We start from the raw sequence: 6,685 nt of genomic DNA, 5'->3' as shown, positions 1-6,685 counted from the left end.
AAAGAAGTACAAGGTGTAACAGCTCCAGAAGCAGTAAAAGATGCAAAAGGTACAGAAGTAACATTACCAGAACTACCAAGAGAACAAAGAATCACAAAAGATTACTCATTCTTAGGTTATGACACAAATGGTGATGGTAAGACAGATGCACAAGCAGGAGACAAGGTAGTACTTGATTCTAATAAAGAAGTAGTATTAATTTATGAAGGAAACTACGGTAAACTTAACTTCACATTCCATACAGATGAATTTAAGGGTGATACATGGCAAACAGGTCGTGTAACAAAACTAGAAGATCTAACAGGATTTGAAGTTGTAGTTAAAGATAGTGCAGGAAAAGTAATTGAAAATGTACCTACAACAGCTAAGGGAGAAATTAGATTTAATAAATTACCAGCTGATGCTTACACATTTGAAATCAAATTACCAGATAACTACAAATTAGTGAAAGTTGTAGATGCGAATGCTTCAGCAATTACAGACTATGAAACAATTGTAGAATTCGAAGGTAATACAATTAAATTACCATTCTTAGGAGATAACTTATCACTTGGTAAATCACTTTACGTACAAGTGGAAGAAGTTGAAAAGAAATTTGGTTGGGATCAAAATGGAGATAACTGGAACTACTACGATAAAGATGGTTCACAAGTAAAATCTGCATGGAGATGGGCTCCAATCTTAGATAAAGATGGACAACCAACAGGTAAATATAATTGGAAATACTTCGATTCTAAGGGAAATAACATTGCACAAATTTATACAGAAAATGGCTCTTCATGGTTATCACAAGCTGGCCCAACAACACAATATTACAGAGGTTGGTGGACAAATACAGAAAATAATTCTGAATACTTCTTCAGATTATCTTCAGGATCAATGGTAACAGGAAGACAATATATTGATGGCCACTGGATGTATTTCAGAAAATCAGGAACAGTTGCATTAGGATGGCAATTCTTTGATGGTCACTGGAATTTCTCTGATAGAAAGACTGGTTACCAAGCAGTTTCCGAATGGAAATGGTCTCCAATCCTAGATGAAAATGGTCAAGAAACTGGTAAATACAATTGGAAATACTTCAATGGAAATGGTCACAGTATCGATCAAGTCTACACAGAAAATGGAGTTTCATGGTTATCACAAGCTGGTCCAACAAAACAATATCATAGAGGTTGGTGGACTAACCCAGCAAATGGTGCTAAATACTTCTTTAGATTGACATCTGGAACAATGGTTAAAGGTGAACAATTTATAGATGGTGCTTGGAGATTCTTTAGAAAATCAGGCACAATGGCAACAGGATGGCAAAAGGTAGATGGTTCATGGAAATTCTACAGAATTGGCACAGGTACAAGAGTTACAGGTCGTCAATTTATAGATGGAAAATGGTACGATTTTGATCAATCTGGTGCAGTAAAAGGAAGTAGATATTAATTAAATATCTAATTCAAAACTAAAATAGGAGACTGTTGAAAAATGACTCTAGAGTTGTTTTTCAGCAGTCTCTTTTTGTTGATTCATCACGATTTTTTGGGAGATGGGAAGCTTTATCAGGTGTTGATGAGGTATGTTAATGGGGTTATCAATATTTGTCAAAAAGAGAATTCCAATGAATTATGATGAATGTATTGATTTAACAGTTAAAAAGATAAAAACATTAAATAAATGTTGATATTTCCATTTTTTTATAAAATTATTACCTTTTTATAGTTTATCTATAACTTTATCCTAGAAATCTATGGTCCCAAAATACCCCTAGGGGGTATATTATGGAGTACGTCTACGAAATTTATGGTCTCAGAATACCCCAGGGGGGGTATAGAATGGACCATAGATTTAAAAGATTCAGTCGAGAATATTATATAAATTTGTAAAACTATGGTCTCAAATATACTGGGGAGGGATATCTAGGGACCATAATTTTTATAATATCCTCAAATTGTATGGTCTAAAAAATACTGGGGAGGGGTATCTACGGACCATAAAAATAATAGTTATGGTCCAAAAAATACCTAGGCGGGGTATATTAAGACCATAAATTCCATTATAAAATATCTAAATCATGATAAAATATACAAACCTCGCTAACATCAACTAATTCCAAACCTACTTCTATATATTTCTGCTATGTAACCACAATATCCATACACATTACCACCATCCCTTATACATTTCCCATAAATAGGGTATATCCTTATTAGAAATAAAATAAAAGGGTTCATCAATAACTGATGGAATTTACACCCCAACAGATATTGATGAACAAATAAAAGGAGTGTTTTATGTTAAATTTGAAAAAAGTGAGATTGCCAAATGGTGTTGAATTGAGAAATCCTATTGTCATGGCACCTATGACAACTCAACTAAGTTTCTATAATGGGGAAGTTACAAAAGATGAGATTGAATATTATGAAAATAGATCGCATGATATTGGGGCGGTGATAACTGCTGCGGCAAATGTTCAGGAGATTGGTAAGGGATGGCATGGTGAATTAGGCATTTATGATGATAGATTTATTCCGGGGTTGAGAAAATTAGCGAATGCGATAAAGTCAAAAGGTGCTAAGGTGATAGTACAGATATTTCATGCGGGTCGCATGACATCAAGTAAAGTTTTGAATGGTAAACAGCCTGTTTCTGCGAGTGCTGTGAAATCATTAAGAGAAGGTGCGGAAGTTCCAAGGGCTTTAGAGTCTGAAGAAATATTGCAAGTAATTGAGGATTTTAAATTGGCGACAGTTAGGGCGATAAAAGCTGGATTTGATGGAGTAGAGATTCATGGGGCAAATACATATTTAATTCAACAGATGTATTCTGCTCATTCTAATAGAAGAGAGGATGAATGGGGCGGCTCGAGAGAAAAAAGATTTAAGTTTATAGATGAGCTTGTTGATGGGGTGATTGCTACAGTTAAGGAAAATGCTGAGAATCCATTTATTGTGGGATATAGATTTTCCCCAGAAGAGTTTGAGGAACCAGGTCTAAGAATGGAAGATACATTTTATCTAGTTGATAAATTATCTGTGAAAGAATTGGATTATCTTCATCTTTCAACTAATGAATATGATAGAGTTTCTGTAGAAAAAGAATATGCCGATAAACCGATAATTGATTATGTAGTAGATACTGCAAATGGAAGGATTCCGGTGCTTTGTCCAGGAGGTGTGGAAACGGCAGAAGATGTGGAAAATGTATTATCAAAAGCAGACATGGTGGTGGTTGGTAGAAGTTTAATCCATGATCCAAGGTGGGGTCAAAAGATATTAAATGGTGAAAAGACTGCCATTCTTTCTGAATTAGGTATTGATGAACAAGCTTTAAGAAATAAGAGCTTGTGGGATTATGTACAGACATTAAGGTTGGATAAGTAAAAAATAGTGTTGATGCAGGGCATCAGCACTATTTTTTATCAAAATTTTTGTCAAATTCTTTTAATTCATTTTCGTCTACATCATAGCCTTCGGGATTTTTATATAGCCATGGTCCACTTTCTTGTGAAATCATACCATCATGCTGCAAATCAAGCAGCATTACATAATCTAATTCTTTTAGAAAGTCCTGACCTTCAATGATTACGCCATAATGCTGAGCGGTCTTAAATCCAAATTTATGATAATATTGTGGATTTCCGAAGATTAAAATATAGTTATAGTCTAAATCACGAGCTCTAGAGATAGCATCCCTTATAAGTCTTTCACCAATTCCTTGTTTTTGATATTTAGGAAGAATGGATACTGGTCCAAAAACGATGATATCTAGTTTCTCGCCATTTTTGATATTTGTTAATTCAGCTTTACTAAACATTATTTGCCCAACGATTATACCGTCGACTAAAATTATATTGGAAAGTTCATCAATATAGTGGTTTTTTCCTCTAAAATTGTGTAAAATCAGATGCTCATTGCAACCTGGTTGATAAAGATTCCAAAAAGATTCTCTTACAATATTTTCAACTATTTTATGTTCTTCTAATGTTTCTTTTCTAATTTCTATATTCACAACTTTCTCCTAAAATTGTTTCTACATATATTATACACCAATAATTTTTATATTAAACTTAATAAAAAATTAAATTTTAAAATTTGAAAGCTGAGTAGTATAATTTTTTTCGGAGGTTAATTATAATGAAACAATTATATAAAATTAAGCATAGGGCTGATTCGATGAAATTGGCTAGTTTAGTGATGTATGGGTCAATAATAGGTGTTTTGGTTGGTATATTGATATCTATTTATAGAAAACTAGTAATTTTCTTGCAATCAAAGATGATATTATTTTATGAAAGTGCCAAATTTTCAATTGTAAATCTTATTTTAGTATTATTAGTAATTTTTATCTTTGGACTTATAGTTGGAAAATTGACAGAAAATGAACCAAAAATTGGAGGTTCAGGTATTCCACAGGTTTCTGGTCAAATGAAGGGAATAATGTCTATTAATTGGAAAAAAGTTTTACCATTTAAATTTATCGGTGGTTTGATAGGACTTGTTTCTGGATTGACGGTTGGTAGAGAAGGTCCTTCAGTGCAAATGGGAGCAACTGTTGGTCATTCTCTTGGAGAAATAGGCAATAGAAAGGAAGAGGATAAAAAGCTATTTATCACAGCAGGAGCAGCAGCGGGATTATCTTCAGCATTTAATGCGCCTTTATCAGGATTGGTATTTGTGTTAGAAGAATTGCATCAAAAATTTGATAGATACATATTTTTAATAGCTGCATCAGCAGCATTTTTATCCGACTATGTCTCAAGTTTAATATTTGGTACAAAACCAGTAATAGACGTAGGTCACCTTAAGGAAATTCCTATAGGAAACTATTATTTAATTATTTTATTATCCGTAATTATTGGACTTTTATCTCAATTTTTCATTAAAGGGATATTTCACCTAAAAGTCTTATATAATCAGATTAAATTGCCAGTCTATCTGAAAATAGTGTTTCCATTTGTGTTTACAGCACTTGTAATCATCAATTTCCCAAATCTATTTGGATCTGGAGAACATTTTATCTTTATGCCTATAGAATTAAATGCGGACATTCAAACACAAATATTTTTACTTATCGCTAAATTTGTACTACTTCTATTGGCGTTTTGTTCAGGTATGCCAGGTGGGATATTTTTACCAATGCTTGTATTAGGTGCCCTTATTGGGAATGTTTTTGCAAGTGTAATGGTTTCACTTGGACTAATTGGACAAGAATACATCATAGTATTTTCTCTAATTGCAATGGCTGCAAATTTTTCAGCGATTGTAAGAAGCCCAATCACAGCCATGCTTTTAATACTTGAAATGACCGGAGCATTTGTTTACTTCTTACCAATAAGTTTAGGTGCGATGATATCATATCTTGTAATTGAAATGATTAAGATTAAGCCAGTTTATGAAATGTTACTGGATGTGATGATTAATAAAGAAAAGAGTCATCAATAAAATTAAAATATTTTTTGCGTGGTGTGGTTTATTAAGGGTAAGTATGTATTAGTCTAATTTTATTAGGAGGAATAATGTTTTTAGCACTTAAAGAAATGAAAAAAGAAAAAGGAAGATTTATTTTAATTATTGGTATAGTAATTTTAATAAGTTATTTAGTGTTTTTCCTTACAGGATTAGCATATGGACTTGCTAAGGATAACACAACGGCGGTAGAAAATTGGAATGCAGATAAGATTGTGCTAAAAGCTGGTACAAATTCAAATTTAGCTTCTTCAATGATGGAGAAAGAAGCGATAGAGGATTTTAAGGATTATGAGATTTCTCCAATAAATTTATCTAGAGCGGTAGCATATAAAAATGGGTCAGAGACTGATAAAAACACTATTGATTTAGTGCTTGTTGGACTGGATAAGGGTTCAAAGGCATATCCAAAGATTATAGAAGGAAATGAAGCGAAGAATAAAAATCAAGTCATTGCTTCTATCTCATTGAAAAAAGAAGATAATGTACAAATAGGTGATAAATTAGTTTTAAGTTTAAATGATAAAGAATATGAAGTAGTCGGTTTTACGGAAGAATCAAAATATAATGTTGGTTCGGTGATTTACACAGAATTGTATGAAGCTTCTTCAACTAATATGATGTTCACAGAAAATGAGAAAGATGCTAATCAAAACAAAGCAGAAGAAAAAAATGGAGAAAAACCAAATAATTCTAAAGCGCAAGATGCAGACACTGTTTCAAAAGCGACAAATACAGTTCCTGAAAGAGTCGCAGGGATTTTAATACACGGACAAAACGATCTAAAATCAAATGAAAAATATGATGTCATCACAATGGATGATTTTATAAAAGAATTACCTGGATATATTGCACAAGTACTTACATTCGGACTTATGATTGGATTTTTAATATTGATATCTACAATTGTGTTGGGCGTATTTATGTATATCATTACCATTCAAAAGAAACAGACATTTGGCATAATGAAAGTGCAAGGTATATCAAATAAATACATCGCCAATTCAGTGATTACACAGACATTTTTAGTGAGTTTGATTGGAGTTTTAATGGGACTTGGATTAACATTAATTTCAGAATTATTGTTGCCACAGACAGTTCCATTTAAATCAAATTATATATTCTATTTAATAATAGCAGTATTAATAGTAGTCATTTCAATGCTTGGTGCGATATTCTCTGTTAGAGGTGTTACCAAAGTAGATCCACTAGAAGTTTTAGAATAG

The 6,685-nt window shown here is 32.5% G+C and carries 5 protein-coding genes; 4 read left to right on the top strand and 1 reads right to left on the bottom strand.

The window, feature by feature from the left end; all coding sequences use genetic code 11:
* A partial coding sequence (locus HMPREF9709_RS10090; RefSeq protein ID WP_005399161.1) for an N-acetylmuramoyl-L-alanine amidase family protein occupies positions 1-1,437 on the top strand: 1,437 nt, incomplete at its 5' end.
* Positions 1,438-2,285: 848 nt separating this feature from the next.
* Positions 2,286-3,374, top strand: a complete 1,089-nt coding sequence (locus HMPREF9709_RS08275; protein ID WP_005399160.1) for an NADH-dependent flavin oxidoreductase — start codon at positions 2,286-2,288, stop codon at positions 3,372-3,374.
* A 28-nt stretch (positions 3,375-3,402) separates the two neighbouring features.
* On the opposite strand, the gene HMPREF9709_RS08270 is transcribed toward HMPREF9709_RS08275, so the two are convergent.
* Positions 3,403-4,002: a GNAT family N-acetyltransferase gene (locus HMPREF9709_RS08270; protein ID WP_005399159.1), complete on the bottom strand. Its 600-nt coding sequence runs from the start codon at positions 4,000-4,002 to the stop codon at positions 3,403-3,405.
* 125 nt (positions 4,003-4,127) lie between these two features.
* On the opposite strand from HMPREF9709_RS08270, the gene HMPREF9709_RS08265 reads away from it, so the two are divergent.
* Positions 4,128-5,435 (top strand): ClC family H(+)/Cl(-) exchange transporter, encoded by a 1,308-nt coding sequence (locus HMPREF9709_RS08265; RefSeq protein WP_005399158.1) that lies wholly within the window; start codon positions 4,128-4,130, stop codon positions 5,433-5,435.
* Positions 5,436-5,509: 74 nt separating this feature from the next.
* The gene (locus HMPREF9709_RS08260; RefSeq protein WP_005399157.1) at positions 5,510-6,685 is read left to right on the top strand and encodes an ABC transporter permease; all 1,176 of its coding nucleotides are present in this window, start codon (positions 5,510-5,512) and stop codon (positions 6,683-6,685) included.

It is taken from the genome of Helcococcus kunzii ATCC 51366 (genome assembly GCF_000245755.1).
Taxonomy (GTDB): Bacteria; Bacillota; Clostridia; order Tissierellales; family Peptoniphilaceae; genus Helcococcus; species Helcococcus kunzii.
This window is presented reverse-complemented; position numbering and strand designations above follow the sequence as displayed.